Origin of the sequence: Ideonella azotifigens (assembly GCF_006519715.1) — a bacterium.
GTDB lineage: Bacteria > Pseudomonadota > Gammaproteobacteria > Burkholderiales > Burkholderiaceae_C > Ideonella > Ideonella azotifigens.
Map to the genome: position 1 here is coordinate 1 of NZ_VIDT01000064.1, position 15193 is coordinate 15193.

A 15193-nucleotide genomic window follows, 5' to 3' on the forward strand; every position below is an offset into this window, starting at 1 on the left:
CGGGCGCGGCGGCCGGTTTGATGATGCGGGTGTTCGGCGGCAAGGTCTGCACCAGGCCGGGGTTGATGACGATCTCTTCAGCCGACACGCCGGCCCAGGCCGCGGCCAGCGCAGCGCACAGCAGCGGCTGCATCAGCGCGCGGCGGGCGGTACGGGGCAGGGCGGGGGTTCGGGCTGGCATGGCAGTTTCCTGGAGCGTCAGGTTTTGCACTGTAGGCAGCCAGGCGCTGTCGGACGGTCCGAAATGCGGGGCCGGTGGCCGCCATTTCGCGCCTTCAGAGGGCGGCGCGCACTTTCACAATCGCTCCACGCCGCAAGCCATGCCTGCTTATCGGCTCACCTCGGCAACTTCTGAAGGACGTTCGCATGATCAACCGCTTGACCGACAGCATGGACTTCCAGTCCCAGGCCCTGTCCCTGCGGGCCGAACGCCAGCGCCTGATTGCCAGCAACATCGCCAATGCCGACACCCCTGGCTACACGGCCCGCGAAATGGACTTCTCGCAAGCCCTGCGCGAAGCCACCGGCAGCGCCGCGGTGAATGGCCGCATGGCGGCGACCCAGGCCGGCCACATCCAGCCCGCGGCCGGCGCCACCAGCGAGACCGGCCTGAAATACGCACTCGCCTCGCAGACCAACCTGGACGGCAACTCGGTCGACATGGACCGCGAGCGCGCCAGCTTCGCCGAGAACTCGGTCAAGTACGAGGCCACATTGAGGTTTCTGAATGGCCAGATCAAGGCCTTGTCCGACGCGATGAAGAGCCCGAGCCAGGGCTGATGCCCGGCCTGACTGAAGGAGCCCCGAGATGAGCCACTGGACTTTGCAACCCGCCTCGCCGCCGCAGCGTCCCGTGTCCGGCGACTGGCCGATGGCACCTGCGCCGCGCAGCCCGGTCTCTCCTGTTCCCACCAAGCCGCAAGGAGCTGCCAAATGAGCATGTTCAAGGTGTTCGACATCTCGGGCAGTGCGGTCAGCGCGCAAAGCCAGCGGCTGAACGTGGTGGCCTCCAACCTGGCCAACGTCGACACCGTCGCCGGCCCGGATGGCCAGCCCTACAAGGCGCGCCAGGTCGTGTTCCAGACGGTGCTGATGGACGCTGCCGGCAATGTCTCGGCCGGCCGCCAGAGCGATGACGGCCTGACCGCCAGCGCCGGCGTGCGGGTCTCCAACATCCAGGAAGACCAGACCGCCGGCCGCAAGATCCACGACCCTTCGCACCCGCAGGCCGATGCGCAAGGCTATGTCACCTACAGCAACGTGAACCCGGTCGAAGAGATGGTCAACATGATCTCGTCCTCGCGTTCGTACCAGAACAACATCGAAGTCATGAACACGGCCAAGAGCCTGCTGCTCAAGACGCTGCAAATGGGCCAGGGCTGAGTCCCGCGCCGTCCCCGCCCACCTGATTTCATAGGAGGCCCTCATGGCCGTCGATTCCGCCACTGGCACCAACAGCACGAACAAGACCGGCACCACCGCCGGGCTGAACAGCACCTCCAGCAGCGAGGCCTCGGACCGCTTCCTGAAGCTGCTGGTCACGCAGATGCAGAACCAGGATCCGCTGAACCCTTTGGACAACGCGCAGGTCACCAGCCAGATGGCGCAGATCAGCACCGTCACCGGCCTGGAAACGCTCAACACCACGGTCGGCGGCCTGAACACGCAGTTCCTGCAGATGCAGACCATGCAGGGCGCGGCGCTGGTCGGCCACGAGGTGGCTTACGAAGGCAACACGCTGACCCAGGCCGCGGGCAAGGGCAGCGGCGGCTTCGAGATCAGCAGCGCCTCGGACGAAGTCAAGGTCGAGATCCAGACGGCCGACGGCACCACGCTGGACACGGTCACGATGAAGAACCTCGAAGCCGGCCGCCACGACTTCAACTGGGACATTCCGACCGAACGCCAGGGCAATGCGCTGACCTTCAAGGTCACCGCCACCGCCAAGGGCGCCGCGGTCGATTCGATGCCGCTGCAAACCGACAAGATCACCGCCGTCAGCACCTTCAACAACACGATGGCGCTGGAACTCTCCAATGGCGACCGGGTGGCCTATGACGCCGTCTGGGCCTTCCTCTGATCGCCGGCCGGCACAGGTCGCCTTCCCCCGTCTCCGCCCCGTCTTTCCGCTTTCCTCTTCCAGCCCCAGGAGCAATCCATGAGCTTCCAGCAAGGCCTCTCCGGCCTGAACGTCATGTCCAAGAGCCTGGACGTGATCGGCAACAACATTGCCAACGCGAACACCTACGGCGCCAAGTCCTCGCGCGCCGAGTTTGCCGACATGTATGCCAGCGCGCTCAACGGCGCCGGCACCAACAATGTCGGCATTGGCGTGCAGCTGGCTTCGGTGTCGCAGCAGTTCACCCAGGGCAACATCACGGCCACCGAAAACCCGATGGACGTGGCGATCAACGGCGGCGGCTTCTTCCAGCTGACCGACGGCCACAGCCCCGTCACCTACTCGCGCAACGGCCAGTTCAAGGTCGACTCCACCGGCAACATCGTCAACAACCAGGGCCTGAAGCTGATGGGCTACCAGGCCGACAACACCGGCACCATCCAGCCTGGCCTGGCGGTGCCGCTGCAGCTGCCCACCGCCGGCATCAGCCCCCAGGCCACCACGTCGATCGACATGGAGTTCAACCTGGACTCGCGCCTGGCCACCACCGATCCGGGCAGCGGCGTGTCGCCCCGCATCAACTTCACCGATGCCACGACCTACAACAAGGCCACCTCGCTGACGACCTACGACGCCAAGGGCCAGCCCGTGGCGCTGACCTACTACTACCAGAAGACCGACACCGACAAGTGGAACGTCTACGTGACCGCCAACGGCACCTCGGTCGGAGGCAGCAGCACCGACCCGCAACCACTGACCGAGCTGGACTTCCAGTCCGACGGCTCCTCGGCCACGCCCACCGGCGTCACCTTCGACATTCCCGCCTCGCAGAATTCGGCTGGCTCGCAGACGCTGCCGATCACGGGCATCGACCTGAGCTTCAAGGGCTCGACCCAGTACGGCTCCGACTTCGCGGTGACCAACCTGGCGCAGGACGGCTACGCCCCGGGTTCCCTGTCGTCCATCGCGATCGACGACAGCGGCATCATCATGGCGCGCTACTCGAACGGCCAGTCCAAGCCGGCGGGCCAGGTCGAGCTGGCGACCTTCCGCAACATGCAGGGCCTGCAGCCCATGGGCGGCAACGGCTGGCAGCGCACCTATGCCTCGGGTGACCCGGTGGTCGGCACGCCTGGCGTGGGCAACATCGGCTCGCTGCAGGCCGGTGCGCTGGAAGAGTCCAACGTGGACCTGACCGGTGAGCTGGTCGGCATGATCACCGCGCAGCGCAACTACCAGGCCAACGCACAGACCATCAAGACGATGGACCAGGTGCTGCAGACGCTGGTCAACCTCCGCTAACCCGACTTAGGAATCCGCCATGGACCGCATGATCTACCTGTCGATGTCCGGCGCGAAGGCGGCGATGCAGCGCCAGGAAGTGATCAGCCACAACCTGGCGAACGTCAACACCACCGGCTTTCGCGAGCAGATGGCGGCGTTCCGCTCGGTGCCGGTGCGCGGCGATGGCGCGTCCACGCGCGCCTATGCGCTCGAAACCACCATCGGCTACAAGGGCGACGCGGGGCCACTGGAAGTCACCGGCCGCAACCTGGACGTGGCGATGAAAGGCCAGTCCTGGATGGCCGTGCAGGGGCTGGACGGCACCGAGGCCTACACGCGAGCCGGTGCGCTGGAAGTCAACAGCGAGGGCCTGCTGGTCACGCGCAATGGCCTGCAGGTCATGGGCGACGGCGGGCCTGTCACGGTGCCGACGAATGCCGAGGTGCAGATCGGCGACGACGGCACGATTTCGGCCACCGTGCCCGGCGGCAAGCCGCAGGCGGTGGGCAAGCTCAAGCTGGTGACGCCCGAGGCCGGCAACCTGCTCACGCGCGGCGAAGACGGCCTGTTCCGCGCCGCCACCGGCGACCTGGAGGCCGATCCGAATGCCAGGGTGCAAAGCGGCTCGCTCGAAGGCTCGAACGTCAGCCCTGTCGAGACCATGGTGGCGATGATCTCGGCCGCGCGCCAGTTCGAACACCAGATGAAGCTGCTGCAGACCTCCGAGAAGCAGGACCAGGCCGCTTCGCGGCTGCTGAGCAGCAGCTGATGGCAGGCCGTGCTCAGTCGCCTGCCGGCAGCTCGCCGGCATTGGCGTCAACAGCCTGCGGGCCGAAGCTGACGTAGAAGGTCGCGCCCTGTCCGGGCAGGCTCTCGGCCCACACCCGGCCGCCGTGCCGGTCGACGATGCGCTTGACGATGGACAGGCCGACACCCGAGCCCGCGAACTGCGCGCCGTGAAGCCGGTGGAAGGGCTTGAACAGCCGGTCTGCCTGGCTGGGATCGAATCCCACCCCGTTGTCCCGCACGAAGAGCACGGGCGGCTGCTGGTCGCCGACCACGCCGATCACCACCGATGCAGGCTGTGCCGAAGCGCTGGCGAACTTCAGGGCGTTGCCGATCAGGTTGAAGAACACCTGCTGCGCCAGATCGGGGTCGGCGTCGATCTGCGGCAAGGCTTCGATGCAGACCGGCAGCGGCAGCGCATCCGGCAGTTGCAGCAAGCCCAGCGCCGTCTGCACCACGGGCCCGGCATCCACGGTCTGGCGACGCAGTTGCACATCGCTGGAGCGCGCCAGGACCAGCAGCGACTCCACCATCCTGCCGGTCTGCTCGGCCTGGTCCGCAATCACCTCCAGGAATTGGTCGACCTTGTCGTGGCGCTGCTGCGCGACAAAGCCGCGTGCCAGCCTGGCCGCGCCGGCAATGCCGCCCAAGGGCCCGCGCAGGTCGTGCGACACGCTGCGGGTGAAGCTTTCGAGACCATCGATGATCTCGTGCAATTGCGCGGTGCGCTCCTGCACGCGCAGTTCCAGCGTCTCGTTGGCAATGCGCAGTTTTGCGGCGGCGGCCTTGCGCTCGACGACTTCCAGCTCCAGCTGTTCGGCCGTGTGCTGCACCCGCTTGTAGAGGCTGCCGTTTTCGTAGATGCGGCCGGCCTGGGCCGCGTGAATCGCCAACAGGTCCAGGTCCTGCGCGCTGAACTCGCCATCGCCGAGCTTGTCGAGCAGCAGGATCCAGCCATAGCTGTGGTGCAGCGAGACAATGGGTGCCAGCAAACCGTGCTGCCAGGGCGGAAAACCGGGTGGCAGCTGGGTCTGGCCGTCCTCGAAGGAGAAGCGCCGGGACCGGCCGTCTTCCATCACCTGACCTGGCAGCCCTGCGCCAAGGTCCAGCTGTGCCCTGAGCTGCGTCGTTTCGTCCTGTGTCAGGCCCCATGTGGCCAGGTGGGTCGTGGTGGTCCCGTTCTTGTACCTGGCCGCCAGCACGGAGCGCCGGGCACCGGTGAGCCCGCGTGCGCCACGGCAGACCTTGTTGAGCAGCTCGTAGGGATCTCGCTCCGAGGCCAGCTGCAGGCTCAGGTCGGTCAGTGCCGACATCCGGTGGTTGGTGTGCTCCAGCTCCTCGACCTTCAACGCGAGCTTGTTGGTGAGCACACGCAGGTGCTCGCGGTCGAAGCTTTCCGCGTCCAGGGCGATCGCCGGCGTCTGATGAGAGGACAGGGCTTCGGCCACCACACGCAGGATCTCTTCCGGCTCGCAAGGCTTCACCAGGACGTGGTTCACACCACAGGCATCGGCCAGGGCGCGCGCCTCCCTTTCCATGAAGGTGGCGGTGTAGAAGATGATGTGCGTGGCAGCAATGGCGGGTTCCAGCCGCAACTGGCGCACGAACTCGTAGCCGTCCATCGTCGGCATCAGCAGGTCACAGATCACCAGCTCGGGCGCGTGTTCGCGCACCAGTGCCAGCGCGAGCTGGCCGTCGGCCGCCTCCAGCGAGCGGTGACCGGCGTAGCGCAGCAGGGTCACGACCAGCGCCCGGTTGGGCGCCTGGTCATCGACAACGAGCACGAGGGCCATGAGCGTGTGCGTCGGTCAGCCCGCTGCGGGGCCGCGCAGCGCGGCGGGCAGGTAGGCCTCGATCTGGCCGACAAACAGCTCCGGTTCGATGGGCTTGGACAGGTAGCCATCGAAGCCGGCGGTGAGGACGCGTTCGCGGTCATTGGGCATCGAGAAAGCCGTGACAGCCACCACCGGAATGGCCGCGGTGTGCGGATCGGCACGCAAGGCCGCCAGCGTCTGGTAGCCGTCGAGCACCGGCATCTGCAGGTCGCAGACGATCAGCGCCGGCAGGGTTGACCGAGCAACCGCCAGACCTTCCTGGCCGTTGACTGCCATCAGCACCGTGTGGCCGCGGTGCGTGAGCAGGTAGCGCACCAACTCCATGTTGGCGGGGTTGTCTTCGATGACCAGGAGGGTTGCAGGCATCTTCACGCTTCCGGCAACAGCAAGGAAAAACTGCTGCCGCGATCACTTTCGCTTTGCACCACGATACGCCCTCCCAGCACTTCGGCAAGCCGTTGGCTCAGGTGTAAACCCAGGCCGGTACCTTCGGGCGCGCCCGGCCGGCTCTGGTTGACGCGGGCGAAAGCGCCAAACAGCTTGGCCTGGTCTGCTGGTGCGATGCCGATGCCGCTGTCGTCGACCCGGATCTCCACCCAGGCGCCGCCATCGCCCGCAGACAGGTTGCGTCCGGGCGCCAGCGTCAGCTGCACGCTGCCGTGTTCGGTGAACTTGATGGCATTGCCCACCAGGTTCAGCACGATCTGCTTCAGGGCGCGGCTGTCACTTTCCAGCACCACGGCTTTGCCGGGCAGGTGCAGCGAGAAGTCCAGGCCCTTGGCACGGGCCTGGGGTGCCAGCGTCGCATCGATCTCCCGCAGCAAGGCGCCGCAGTCCACCGGTTCAAAGTGAAGCTGCACCTTGCCGGCCTCGATCTTGGCCACGTCCAGCAAGTCGTTGATCAAGGCCAGCAGGTGCCGGCCGCCGGCCTGCACGGTGCGCAACTGCTGCTCCTGCTCTTCGTTCAATGGGCCGGGCAGCTTCATCAGCAGCGTGCCGGTGAAGCCGATGATGGCGTTCAGCGGCGTGCGCAGCTCATGGCTCATGCCGGCCAGGAAACGGTCCTTGGCCTGGTTGGCCAGCGCGAGTTCCTGGTTCTTTTCCTGCAGCGCCTGCTCGAAGCGCTTGCGTTCGCTGATGTTGCGGATCGCGCTCATCACGTAGGTGTGGCCCTCCGCGCGAAGTGGGCTCAGGCTGATCTCGACCGGGAACTCGCTGCCGTCCTTGCGCAGGCCGGCCAGGTCCAGGCCCGAGCCCATCGAGCGTTTGCGCGGCTGGAGGAAATAGTTGGATCGATGGCCCACATGTGCCTGCCGGTAACGCGGTGGCAGCAGTTCGTCCACCACCCGGCCCCGCAGCTCGCCGGGCGCGTAGCCGAACAGCTGCTCGGCCTGGGTGTTGGCAATGACAATGTGGCCGGTGGGGTTGGCCATCACGATGCCGTCGGGGGTCGAGTCAAGCAGTTCGCGATAGCGCTCTTCCATCAGCTGCGCATCGCGCTGGACCCGCAGGGCCGTGACATCCTTCTCCGCCGCGACGATCAGCGGCTGGCCCTCGCCGTCCAACAGCCTGCGTGCCGACACGTCCACATACAGCAGCGAGCCGTTGCGACGCTGGCGCACCGATTCCCAGGCGCCTGTGCCCGTCGCCAGCACACTGGCCAGGTGACCCGCATGGTCTGCATGAAGGTCTGGCGGCACCATCAGGGCTTCGAAGCGCTGGCCGCAGACCTCGGCCGAAGTGTGGCCATAAATGGCCTCGGCCCCCTGGGCCCAGCGCAGCACTTCGCCGTCTGGCCGGATCAGGATCAGTGCGTCCGGCGCATGGCCCAGCATCAGCCTGAGCAGTTCGTCTTCGGGGATGGGCAAGCCGCTCCTCCTGTTGATTGCCCGATTCTGATCAGTTCTGAGGAGGGCGACGGCCTGGGTCGGCTGCGTTACATCCTTCAGGCTGAGGATGCGGCCCGGCAAGGCTGGCCGCTGGCTGGCGAGGAATGTCGGCGCTTAGGCTGGCTTTTCCGGCGCTAGGCGCCCTCAAGTTCCCCGCATCATTGGATTTACCGCTTGACGGGGGTGCCCCAATGCTTCGATCGCTCTGGATTTCCAAATCCGGGATGGAGGCCCAGCAGATGCAGCTGGACCACATCTCCCACAACCTCTCCAACGTGGCCACCAATGGCTACAAGCAGTCGCACGCCAGCTTCGAGGACCTGATGTACCAGAACCTGCGCCAGACGGGTTCGAACAGCTCGGAGCAGACGCAGCTGCCGACCGGCCTGCAGGTTGGCCTGGGCACGCGCGCGGTGGCCACCACGCGCAACTTCAGCCAGGGCACGCTGCAGCAGACCAGCAACATGCTGGACCTGGGCATCAAGGGCAACGGTTTCTTCCAGGTGGCGATGCCCGACGGCACCACCGGCTATACCCGCGACGGTGCCTTCCAGCTCGACGCGCAGGGCCAGATGGTGACCAACAACGGCTACCTGGTGCAGCCCGGCATCACCATCCCGACCAATGCCACTTCGGTGAGCATTGCCGCCGACGGCACGGTCTCGGTGACCACGCCGGGCCAGGTCGCGCCGCAGAACGTCGGCCAGCTGCAGATCGCCAACTTCATCAATCCGTCCGGCCTGGAGCCGCGCGGGCAGAACCTGTTCACCGAGACCGCCTCGTCCGGCACGCCGACGACCGGCGCCGGTGGCACCAACAGCCTGGGCACGGTGCAGCAAGGCTTCACCGAGGCCAGCAACGTGAACGTGGTCGAGGAGCTGGTCTCGATGATCCAGACCCAGCGCGCCTACGAACTCAATTCCAAGGCCGTGTCGACCTCCGACCAGATGCTGCAGCGCCTGTCGCAGCTTTGATCCTTCCCTGGAGACCCGTCGTGACCCTCGCCCGTTCTTCCCTGCGTTCTGTCGCGCTGCTTGCCCTGCTGTCCTGCGGCGCGCTGGCCGCCTGCAGCACCGTCTACACCACACCCGAGGTGCAGTTCCCCACCGCCACCGCGCCGGCCATGCCAGCCAGCGGGCCGACGCCCTGGGAAGCCCAGATGCCGGTGCCCGTGGCCACCCGCCAGGCCGGCATGGTCAACGGCTCGATCTACCAGGCCGCGGCCTACCGGCCGATGTTCGAGGACCACCGCGCGCGCATGGTGGGCGACACGCTGACGGTGCAGATCAGCGAGCGCGTGACCGCCAGCCAGAAGGCCACCAGCACCATCGACAAGACCGGCGCGGTGACCGGCGCGCTCAGCGGCCTGCCGCTGATCAGCCCCAGCCTGCTGGCCAAGGTGGGCGTGAACGCCGCCGGCAGCAGCAGCAACACCTTCGCCGGCAAGGGCTCGACCGACACCGCCAACGACTTCTCCGGCACCATCACCGCCATTGTCACCGGCGTGCTGCCCAACGGCCACCTGCTGATCGCCGGCGAAAAGCAGGTCGGCGTGAACCACAACGTGGACACGCTGCGCTTCACCGGCCAGGTCGACCCGCGCAGCATCCTGCCGGGCAATTCGATCGCCAGCACCCAGATCGCCAACGTGCGCGTGCAGCACAAGGGCGACGGCGCGATGGCCGATACGCAGGGAATTAACTGGCTCTCGCGCTTCTTCTTGAACCTTCTGCCGGTTTGAGTTTGCCCAGAATCGGCCGAACCCCTCCCGCTTTGTGTCAGCTTTGCAAACGCCCGCCACCATGACCCTGATCACCCGCCTTTCCCGCTGTGCAGTCGTGCTCACCGGCCTGGCCCTGGCGGTGGGTGCGGTGCTGCCGGCGCAGGCCGCGCAGCGCATCAAGGAGGTCGCCTCGGTGCAGGGCGTGCGCAGCAACCAGCTGATCGGCTACGGCCTGGTCGTGGGCCTGGACGGCACTGGCGACCAGACGGCGCAGGTGCCGTTCACCGCGCAGGGCGTCAGCTCGATGCTGCAGCAGATGGGCATCTCGGTGCCGCCCGGCACCTCGATGCAGCTGAAGAACATTGCCGCGGTGCTGGTCACCGCGACGCTTCCGGCCTTTGCCCAGCCCGGCCAGCAGATCGACGTCAGCGTCTCGTCCATCGGCAATGCCAAGAGCCTGCGCGGCGGCTCGCTGGTCGCCACGCCGCTCAAGGGCGCCGACGGCGAGGTCTATGCCGTGGCCCAGGGCGGCCTGATCGTCGGCGGTGCTGGCGCTTCGCAAGGCGGCTCCAAGGTGCAGATCAACCATTTGAGCGGTGGCCGCGTGCCCGAAGGCGCGACGGTGGAGCGCACCGTGCCCACGCCGCTGTCGCAGGGCGACTCGATCCAGCTCGACGTGAATTCGGCCGACTTCAACACCGCCCGCGCGGTGGCCCAGGCCATCAATGCCGCCAAGGGCCCCGGCACCGCGCAGGCGGTCGACGGGCGCGTGGTGCGCGTGCGTGCGCCGCAGGACATGAACGAGCGCGTGAGCTTCCTGGCCGACATCGAGAACCTGCCGCTGGAGCTGGCCAAGCCGGCTGCCAAGGTGGTGATGAACCCGCGCACAGGCTCCATCGTGCTGAACCAGGCCGTCTCGCTGGCGCCTTGCGCGGTGGCCCATGGCAGCCTGTCGGTGACCATCAATTCCACGCCCACGGTCAGCCAGCCCAATGCGCTGTCCGGCGGCACCACCACCGTGACCGAAAAGACCGACATCTCGATTGCCCAGCAAGGTGGCAACGTGATTCAGCTGCCGGCGAGCGCCCAGCTGGCCGACGTGGTGAAAGCCCTGAACGCACTGGGCGCGACGCCGCAAGACCTGCTGGCCATCCTGCAGGCCATGAAGGCGGCCGGCGCGCTGCAGGCGGACTTGGAGGTCATCTGACATGACCAAGCTCGCCACCACCGGCCTGGGCGCCAACGCAGGGGCGGCCAATGTGGCCAGCAGCACCGGCTTTGGCGACGCGCGCGGTGTCGAGTCGCTGAAGAGCCGCGCGGCCAAGGATCCCAAGGCCGCCGTCAAGGAAGCCGCCAAGCAGTTCGAGACGCTGTTCATGCAACAGCTGCTCAAGAGCATGCGCGAGGCCACCAAGTCCGACAGCAGCATGGACAACGACGCTTCCAAGCTCGGCGCCGAAATGCTGGACACGCAGTGGTCCACCAAGCTCTCCGGCCGACCCGGCGGCCTGGCCGACGTGATCGCCCGCCAGCTGGACCGCCAGGTCAGCGGCAGCGCGACTTCGATTGCCAGGCCCGACAGCGCCAACCTTGCCGCCACCCGTTCCACTGCCAGCCTGGCCCGGCCGCAGGCGGCCGTCGGCATGCCGCAGCAGTCGGCCTCCGACTTCGTGACGCAGCACACCGAAGCCGCGACGCAGGCCGAAGCCACCACCGGCATCCCCGCCTCCTTCATGATCGCCCAGGCGGCGCACGAGACCGGCTGGGGCAAGCACGAGATCCGCCACCAGGATGGCACCACCGCGCACAACCTGTTCGGCATCAAGGCCGGCAGCAACTGGACCGGCGACACGGTGGACGTGACCACCACCGAATACAGCAACGGCCAGCCGCGCAAGGTGGTGCAGAAATTCCGCGCCTACGGCAGCTATGCCGAGTCCTTTGCCGACTACGCCAAGCTGATGAAGGACAACCCGCGCTACGAGCGCGTGGTCGCCTCCGGCAGCGACGCCCACAGCTTTGCCCATGGCCTGCAGAAGGCCGGCTACGCCACCGACCCGGCCTATGCGCAAAAGCTCAGCCGCGTGATCAACACCACCCTGCGCCTGCAGCGCAGCGTGCAGACCTGAGGCGCCCGCCATGTCCGGTTTGATGACCATCGGCCTGCGCGGCATGTTCGCCGCCCAGGCTGCGCTGGATGTCACCAGCCACAACATCGCCAACGCCAACGTCACCGGGTATTCGCGCCAGGAAGCGCTGATCGAGACCTCCAAGGGCCAATACACCGGCCGGGGTTTCTTCGGCAAGGGCGTGAATGTGGCCAACGTCAAGCGGGCGCACGACGACTTCCTGACCATGCAGGCCGCTGCCGCGCAGTCGCTGAAGTCCATGGACGCCACCCGCTCGGGCCAACTGCAGCAACTGCAGGACGTGTTTCCTTCGGGCAACCAGGGCATTGGCTATGCCATGGGCGACTTCCTGAACTCGATGGTCGACCTGGCCAACACGCCCAACGATGCTTCGGCCCGCCAGGTGGTGCTGGCCCGCGCCGCCGACGTGGCCGACCGTTTCAAGGCCGGTGCCGAGCGCATCCGGGTGCTGCAGGAGGGCGTGCAGTCCGACATGCGCAACTCGGTGTCCACGCTGAACACCTTGGCCGCCAAGGTTGCCGACCTGAACAACCAGATTGCCGGTTATGCCGGTGCGACCCAGCAGCCCAACGACTTGCTGGACCAGCGCGACCAGCTGATCTCGCAGATCAGCGACATCGTCGAGGTCAGCACGCTGAAGGCGTCCGACGGCTCGATGGGCGTGTTCATTGCCGGCGGCCAGCGCCTGGTGCTGGGCAGCGAAGCCTCGACGATGACGGTGCAGGCCGACCCGGCCGATCCGTCGCGCAGCGCGCTGTCGCTGCAAAGCTCGGGCGACACGCTGGCACTGCGCGAGGACATGATCACCGGTGGCTCGCTGGCCGGCCTGCTGAAGTTCCAGAACGACGACCTGGTCGATGCACGCAACGAGCTCGGCCAGATGGCCGCCGCGTTTGGCTCGCGGGTCAACGAGGTGCAGTCGCTGGGCATCGACATGGGCAACCCGGCCGGTGCTGGCGCGCCGCTGTTCAGCCTGGGCGCACCCAGTGCCAAGCCGAATGCCAACAATGCCAAGGACGGCAGCGGCATCTTCATCGCCCAGGTCCAGCTGACGGTGACGGACGCCACCCAGCTGCAGGCCAGCGACTACGAGATGCGCGCCGACGGCACGGGCAACTACACGCTCAAGCGCCTGTCCGACGGCGTGACCCGCACGGTGGCCAACGGCGACACCGTGGACGGTTTCAAGATCGACGTCAACCCCGACCTGCAGACCGGCGACCGCTTCCTGCTGCAGCCGGTGGGCGAAGCGGCCAGCGGCATGAGCCGCATCATGGACGACGTCAACGGCATTGCCGCTGCGTCGCCGGTCACCGCGACGATGGGCGTGGCCAACACCGGCACCGCCACCGTCAGATCGTTGACCGTGACCGACAAGTCGATCGACCCCACGCTCACCGCCAACGTCAGCTTCACGTCCGACACCGGTGACTTCAACTGGGAGCTGCGCGACAGCAGCGGCAACGTCACCACCAGCGGCACCGGCACCTGGGTCTCGGGCCAACCGATCTCGCTCAACGGCTTCGAGGTCCAGCTCAACGGCGTGCCCAAGAGCGGCGACTCGATGAGCGTGGCGCCCACCACCTACACCGACACCAACAACGGCAACGCACTGGCCTTTGCCGCGCTGCGCGACGAGCGCATGGTCGGCCGCTTCCAGCGCACCGACGGCACGATTGCCGACGGCGCCACCGCCACCGACGCCTACGCCGCGGCCATGGCCGACATCGGCGTGCGCGTGCAGGGTGCGATGGCGGCGGCCAACATCTCCGCCTCCGCTGCCGACCAGACCGCGCAGACCCTGGCCTCCAAGACCGGCGTCAACCTGGACGAAGAGGCCTCGCGGCTGATCCAGTTCCAGCAGGCCTACCAGGCCGCCGCCAAGGTGCTGCAGATTGCCCAGACCGTGTTCGACACCATGCTGCAGCTGGGCCATTGAGCCCTGCGGCATGGTTGCCTGATGATTGACTGCCTTGACCGCGCGGCGAGAGCCGCAGGAGCCCCGCGATGACCCGCATCACCACCGCCTACGCGTTCTCCTCTTCGGTGGAAAACCTCCAGCAGCGCCAGGCCGAACTGGTCCGTGCGCAGGAGCAGATGACCAGCGGCAAGCGGGTGCTGAAAGCCAGCGACGACCCGACCGCCGCCGCCCGCGCCGAGCGCGCCCGTGCGATGGAGCAGCGCGCCGACGCAACGACCCGCGCGATCGACGCCAGCCGCAATTCGATGACGCTGACCGAATCGGCGCTGTCCGACGCTGGCGAACTCGTGCAGCAGGCGCGAGAACTCATCGTCGCGGCCGGCAATGCCTCGTACAGCGATGCCGAGCGTGCCGACACCGCCAACCAGATCGCCGCGATCCGCAAGCAGCTGCTGGCCGTGGCCAACCGCGGCGACGGCACCGGCGGCTATGTGTTTTCCGGCCAGGGCAGCAGCCAGGCCCCGTTCATCGACCAGCCCGGCGGCGTGGGCTACACCGGCAGCGGCGGCGCCACCCAGGTCGCGTCCGACGAACAACTGCCGCTGACGCTGGACGGCAACGAGACCTGGCTGGCCGCGCCCACCGGCAACGGCGTGTTCACCACCAGCAGCAACAGCGCCAGCGCCTGGATCGACGCCGGCCGCGTGACCTCGCCGGCGGCCATCACCGGCTCGGCCTACCAGATCCAGTTCACCGTGGCCAACGGCGCCACGACCTACTCGGTCATCAAGGACGGCAGCACCGCCGTGCTGTCCGACCAGCCCTACACCTCGGGCCAGGCCATCCAGGTCGACGGCATGGCGCTGAGCGTCAGCGGCACACCCGGCCAGGGCGACAGCTTCGACATCCAGCCGTCCACGCCGAGTGCCTCGATCTTCAGCGTGCTCGACAAGGTCGTGGCCGAGTTGAAGACACCTTCGCGCAGCGCGGCGCAGACCACGCAGACGGTGCAGTCCGGCCTGCGCGACATCGATTCGGTCGCTAACCACCTGCAAAGCACCCGCAGCATGACCGGCGAGCTGCTCAAGCGCATCGACAGCGTGCAGGGCCGGGTCGACGATTTGAAGCTCTACGGTAAAACCACCGAGTCAAATGCCGAAGACCTCGACATGGCCCAGGCCATCTCGGACTTCTCGAACAAGCAGACCGGCTACTCTGCCGCGCTGCAGACCTACGCGTCGATGCAGAAGCTGTCCTTGTTCAACTACATCAACGGCTGACAACAAGAAAACTGTCATGGATCATCCTGTGCTCGACCAGCTGGTGCTGGCCTACGGCGCCCTGTTCAATGCCAAGCGCCAGCCGGCGATCTCGCGGCTCACGCTGCACCCGCTTGTTGGCTCGCCGGCCGAACTGGCCGATGGCGTGCTGGCCATGCTGGCGGCCGACTGGTCCGAGGCCAACGGCCCGCTGGCGCTGAACCCGA

The 15193-nt window shown here is 67.1% G+C and carries 16 protein-coding genes; 12 read left to right on the forward strand and 4 right to left on the reverse strand.

Annotated elements, in window-relative coordinates:
• On the reverse strand, positions 1-181 hold a 181-nt coding region (locus tag FKP22_RS06675; protein WP_141286386.1), incomplete at its 3' end, for a hypothetical protein.
• Positions 182-366: 185 nt separating this feature from the next.
• Between FKP22_RS06675 and flgB the strand changes: the two genes are divergently transcribed.
• From flgB to flgF, 5 genes are all read left to right on the forward strand, one after another.
• Positions 367-780: a flagellar basal body rod protein FlgB gene (flgB, locus tag FKP22_RS06680; RefSeq protein WP_141286388.1), complete on the forward strand. Its 414-nt coding sequence runs from the start codon at positions 367-369 to the stop codon at positions 778-780.
• A gap of 153 nt (positions 781-933) precedes the next feature.
• A complete protein-coding gene (gene flgC, locus FKP22_RS06685) occupies positions 934-1383 on the forward strand; it encodes a flagellar basal body rod protein FlgC (protein WP_141286390.1) in 450 nt (149 codons plus the stop codon).
• A gap of 43 nt (positions 1384-1426) precedes the next feature.
• Positions 1427-2080, forward strand: a complete 654-nt coding sequence (locus FKP22_RS06690) for a flagellar hook assembly protein FlgD (RefSeq protein WP_141286392.1) — start codon at positions 1427-1429, stop codon at positions 2078-2080.
• A 78-nt stretch (positions 2081-2158) separates the two neighbouring features.
• Positions 2159-3421 carry a flagellar hook protein FlgE gene (gene flgE, locus FKP22_RS06695; protein WP_141286394.1) on the forward strand — a complete coding sequence of 421 codons (1263 nt, stop codon included), beginning with the start codon at positions 2159-2161 and terminating at the stop codon, positions 3419-3421.
• 19 nt (positions 3422-3440) lie between these two features.
• On the forward strand, positions 3441-4172 hold the full coding sequence (flgF, locus tag FKP22_RS06700) for a flagellar basal-body rod protein FlgF (protein WP_141286396.1): 732 nt from the start codon (positions 3441-3443) through the stop codon (positions 4170-4172).
• Positions 4173-4185: 13 nt separating this feature from the next.
• Here the strand turns inward: flgF and FKP22_RS06705 are convergent, their stop codons facing one another.
• The 3 genes from FKP22_RS06705 to FKP22_RS06715 are packed head-to-tail and all read right to left on the reverse strand — an operon-like array spanning position 4186 to position 7892.
• Positions 4186-5982, reverse strand: a complete 1797-nt coding sequence (locus tag FKP22_RS06705) for an ATP-binding protein (RefSeq protein WP_141286398.1) — start codon at positions 5980-5982, stop codon at positions 4186-4188.
• A 15-nt stretch (positions 5983-5997) separates the two neighbouring features.
• Positions 5998-6390: a response regulator gene (locus tag FKP22_RS06710; protein ID WP_141286400.1), complete on the reverse strand. Its 393-nt coding sequence runs from the start codon at positions 6388-6390 to the stop codon at positions 5998-6000.
• A gap of 2 nt (positions 6391-6392) precedes the next feature.
• Positions 6393-7892 (reverse strand): PAS domain S-box protein, encoded by a 1500-nt coding sequence (locus FKP22_RS06715; protein WP_259372429.1) that lies wholly within the window; start codon positions 7890-7892, stop codon positions 6393-6395.
• Between the two features lie 212 nt (positions 7893-8104).
• On the opposite strand from FKP22_RS06715, the gene flgG reads away from it, so the two are divergent.
• The 7 genes from flgG to FKP22_RS06750 all read left to right on the forward strand — a co-directional run.
• Positions 8105-8887 (forward strand): flagellar basal-body rod protein FlgG, encoded by a 783-nt coding sequence (flgG, locus tag FKP22_RS06720; RefSeq protein WP_141286402.1) that lies wholly within the window; start codon positions 8105-8107, stop codon positions 8885-8887.
• A gap of 20 nt (positions 8888-8907) precedes the next feature.
• A complete protein-coding gene (locus FKP22_RS06725; RefSeq protein ID WP_141286404.1) occupies positions 8908-9654 on the forward strand; it encodes a flagellar basal body L-ring protein FlgH in 747 nt (248 codons plus the stop codon).
• A 61-nt stretch (positions 9655-9715) separates the two neighbouring features.
• Positions 9716-10843, forward strand: a complete 1128-nt coding sequence (locus tag FKP22_RS06730) for a flagellar basal body P-ring protein FlgI (protein ID WP_211361322.1) — start codon at positions 9716-9718, stop codon at positions 10841-10843.
• A 1-nt stretch (position 10844) separates the two neighbouring features.
• Positions 10845-11765, forward strand: a complete 921-nt coding sequence (gene flgJ, locus FKP22_RS06735) for a flagellar assembly peptidoglycan hydrolase FlgJ (RefSeq protein ID WP_141286406.1) — start codon at positions 10845-10847, stop codon at positions 11763-11765.
• Positions 11766-11775: 10 nt separating this feature from the next.
• Positions 11776-13725, forward strand: coding sequence for a flagellar hook-associated protein FlgK (flgK, locus tag FKP22_RS06740; protein WP_141286408.1), 1950 nt, complete (start codon positions 11776-11778; stop codon positions 13723-13725).
• Between the two features lie 68 nt (positions 13726-13793).
• On the forward strand, positions 13794-14987 hold the full coding sequence (gene flgL / locus FKP22_RS06745; protein WP_141286410.1) for a flagellar hook-associated protein FlgL: 1194 nt from the start codon (positions 13794-13796) through the stop codon (positions 14985-14987).
• Positions 14988-15003: 16 nt separating this feature from the next.
• Positions 15004-15193 (forward strand): hypothetical protein (locus tag FKP22_RS06750; protein ID WP_141286412.1); only part of this gene is annotated, 190 nt, incomplete at its 3' end.

Excerpts from the sequence above, each read along its gene's own strand:
- flgB (WP_141286388.1), top strand. The coding sequence starts at position 367 with ATGATCAACCGCTTGACCGACAGCATGGACTTCCAGTCCCAGGCCCTG.
- flgC (WP_141286390.1), top strand. The coding sequence starts at position 934 with ATGAGCATGTTCAAGGTGTTCGACATCTCGGGCAGTGCGGTCAGCGCG.
- FKP22_RS06690 (WP_141286392.1), top strand. The coding sequence starts at position 1,427 with ATGGCCGTCGATTCCGCCACTGGCACCAACAGCACGAACAAGACCGGC.
- flgE (WP_141286394.1), top strand. The coding sequence starts at position 2,159 with ATGAGCTTCCAGCAAGGCCTCTCCGGCCTGAACGTCATGTCCAAGAGC.
- flgF (WP_141286396.1), top strand. The coding sequence starts at position 3,441 with ATGGACCGCATGATCTACCTGTCGATGTCCGGCGCGAAGGCGGCGATG.
- FKP22_RS06705 (WP_141286398.1), bottom strand. The coding sequence starts at position 5,982 with ATGGCCCTCGTGCTCGTTGTCGATGACCAGGCGCCCAACCGGGCGCTG.
- FKP22_RS06710 (WP_141286400.1), bottom strand. The coding sequence starts at position 6,390 with ATGCCTGCAACCCTCCTGGTCATCGAAGACAACCCCGCCAACATGGAG.
- flgG (WP_141286402.1), top strand. The coding sequence starts at position 8,105 with ATGCTTCGATCGCTCTGGATTTCCAAATCCGGGATGGAGGCCCAGCAG.
- FKP22_RS06730 (WP_211361322.1), top strand. The coding sequence starts at position 9,716 with ATGACCCTGATCACCCGCCTTTCCCGCTGTGCAGTCGTGCTCACCGGC.
- flgJ (WP_141286406.1), top strand. The coding sequence starts at position 10,845 with ATGACCAAGCTCGCCACCACCGGCCTGGGCGCCAACGCAGGGGCGGCC.
- flgK (WP_141286408.1), top strand. The coding sequence starts at position 11,776 with ATGTCCGGTTTGATGACCATCGGCCTGCGCGGCATGTTCGCCGCCCAG.
- flgL (WP_141286410.1), top strand. The coding sequence starts at position 13,794 with ATGACCCGCATCACCACCGCCTACGCGTTCTCCTCTTCGGTGGAAAAC.